Source organism: Winogradskyella sp. (genome assembly GCF_013213835.1).
In the GTDB taxonomy this organism is placed as follows: Bacteria; Bacteroidota; Bacteroidia; order Flavobacteriales; family Flavobacteriaceae; genus Winogradskyella.
The window spans coordinates 1-2,499 of the sequence record NZ_JABSSU010000023.1 but is presented as its reverse complement, the minus strand read 5'-3'; the positions used below and the strand labels follow the sequence as shown (position 1 = coordinate 2,499).

Sequence of the window (2,499 nt, the reverse complement as noted above, 5' to 3'; positions counted from 1 at the left end):
AATTTGTTAATAGATTGCATAAAAAAACGGTTTAGAGTGAACTAAACCGTTGATTTTGGTGCGACTTACGCCTTGTAACGGGAACTGGACTCGAACCAGTGACCTTCGGGTTATGAGCTCAACAAATTACCCGAAATTTGCCCTAAAAATGGCTTTTCGCTATAAAAACGTTTACTGAATTGTGTACTGTGATTAAACTTTAATTCAGCTAATATATTTAAAATTGGAAACATTAATTAGTTTGATAAGAATAATATAATTATGGAACCATTTATTCTATTTAGCTCCCTAAGCTATACTTCTAATAAGTTCTAATTTATAAAAATCAAAAACCACCCATATAAATAGGTGGTTTTTTAAAAACAATACTTAATTGTAATTTATTTAAAACTAGAACTTCACTCTAAACAATATCTCATTAGTGTTTTGAGCCCTTGCTAGTTCTCTCCTAGAACTAGTTTCATAGGCAAATCCAAAAGTAAATTTCTTCTTAAATGTTATAGATGCAATTGCAGCATAACTATTATCTGTTCGAAAAGTACCTCCGATACTAAATTTATCATTAAAAGATAACATATTATTAAAATCCATTGAAATAGGTGCCCCATCCACATATCTAAAGAAAGTAGATGGTTTCATTAGAATTGATCCTGTTTCATTCAATTTGAAATCATAACCAAAGGTGGCATAAAAATGAGGACGATCTGTAGCTACAGTAGCAATACCATCTTCATTTCTAGAACGCTCCGTATTTAATAATCTTGGCACAGACAATGACAAATACCAATTTTTAGTCTTTAAGAGTAAACCCGTACCAATATTGGGATTAAAATTACTTATCCCAAATAGTGAAGGATCAGCCTGGAGACTATATGTCTCAAGTCCTGTAGTATTTACGTCGTAAAAATTACCACCTGCTTTTATACCGAAATATAAATCCATACCATTTGAGAGTGCCAACTTGTATGAAAAATCAAGCCCTAAAAAGGTCTGTTTTTCTATAAAGGTCTTATCTCTTACCATAGATATTCCTAAACCCACATTTTTGCCTAAATAGGTACTTATTGCTAAAGTTTGTGTTTCTGGTGCTTCAGCTATACCTGTCCATTGCGAACGAATACCTGAAGTTATTACAGTTTCATTATCAACACCCGCATAGGCAGGATTAACAATATTCATATTCTGGAAGTATTGAGTAAAGATACTTTCTTGTTGTGACCACGATGTATTACAATACATTAAAAGGCCGCTTATAATTATATATTTGATGTATTTCATTTCTATTTTAATTCTATTAAACCTTTTATTTTCTTGTGATGTATAACCATCCATCATAATCTATTATCCCATTACCGTCTAAATCTATTTGATAATAATAAGATGAAGATTCTGGTAAAGATTGAGATCTGTTCTTATAATGACCATTCCAAGTATTTCGATAACCTTCAGCTGAGAATACTTCATTACCCCAGCGATTAAATACTCGAACCGTATTGTTCGGATAATTCTCAATGTTGTAAATCATCCATATATCATTTATACCATCGCCATTCGGTGTAAGTGCATCCGAAATGTTTATCTCAACGGTATCACAAACATCACCTAAACCGTCTCCGTCTCTATCTTCTTGACCAGGATTATATGTTAGTGGACAATTGTCTTCACTATCAATTACACCATCATCATCGTCGTCGTCGTCACAAATATCACCTAGTCCGTCACCGTCAGTATCTAATTGATCTGTATTACTCTCCAATGGACAATTGTCTTCATCATCAAAAATCCCATCGTTATCATCATCATCATCACAATTATCAGCTAAGCCGTCTTGGTCGTTGTCACCAAATGAGTTCAATACAGTAACTATTACATCTACAGCTGAAACATTTCCATATAAATCTATTACAGTCATTGTTACAGCATTTTCTCCAACAGAACTACAATCAAACATCGTTTGACTTAAAGAAATTGTCTGAATACCGCAGTTATCAGAAGAGTTATTATTGATTTGATCTACATCTATAAATGCTTCGCCAAATTCATCTAAACTAATGGTTACATCTTGTCCGATGGCTATTGGATCAAAAACATCTATAACGGTTACCGTAGCATTAGCTTCAGCTACATTACCATTAACATCTGTAACAGTCAATATTACATTATTTTCACCCAAATCATTACAAGTAAACTCTGTAGGTGATACATTTATTGAAGCAATACCACAATTATCGGTACTACCATTATCAATATCTTCAGCTGTTATTGAAGCAAATCCATTGGCATCTAATTGTATAATAATATCTTGTACATTAACTGTTGGCGGTATATCATCAACCACTGTAACTAATTGTGTAGCAGTGGCTGTATTTCCTGAACCGTCTTCTACAGTCCATGTCACTACTGTATCTCCTAATGGAAAAGCCGATGGTGCATCATTACTTACTGAGGCTACACTACAATTGTCTGAGGTCACTGGTGTACCTAAATCATAGCCCGTCA

General features: G+C 33.6%; 2 protein-coding genes. Both read right to left on the bottom strand.

Annotated elements, in window-relative coordinates; all coding sequences use genetic code 11:
• Positions 1–390: 390 nt before the first annotated feature.
• A complete protein-coding gene (locus HRU50_RS15995) occupies positions 391–1,278 on the bottom strand; it encodes a type IX secretion system membrane protein PorP/SprF (protein WP_296352330.1) in 888 nt (295 codons plus the stop codon).
• Between the two features lie 25 nt (positions 1,279–1,303).
• Positions 1,304–2,499 (bottom strand): gliding motility-associated C-terminal domain-containing protein (locus tag HRU50_RS15990; protein WP_296352329.1); only part of this gene is annotated, 1,196 nt, incomplete at its 5' end.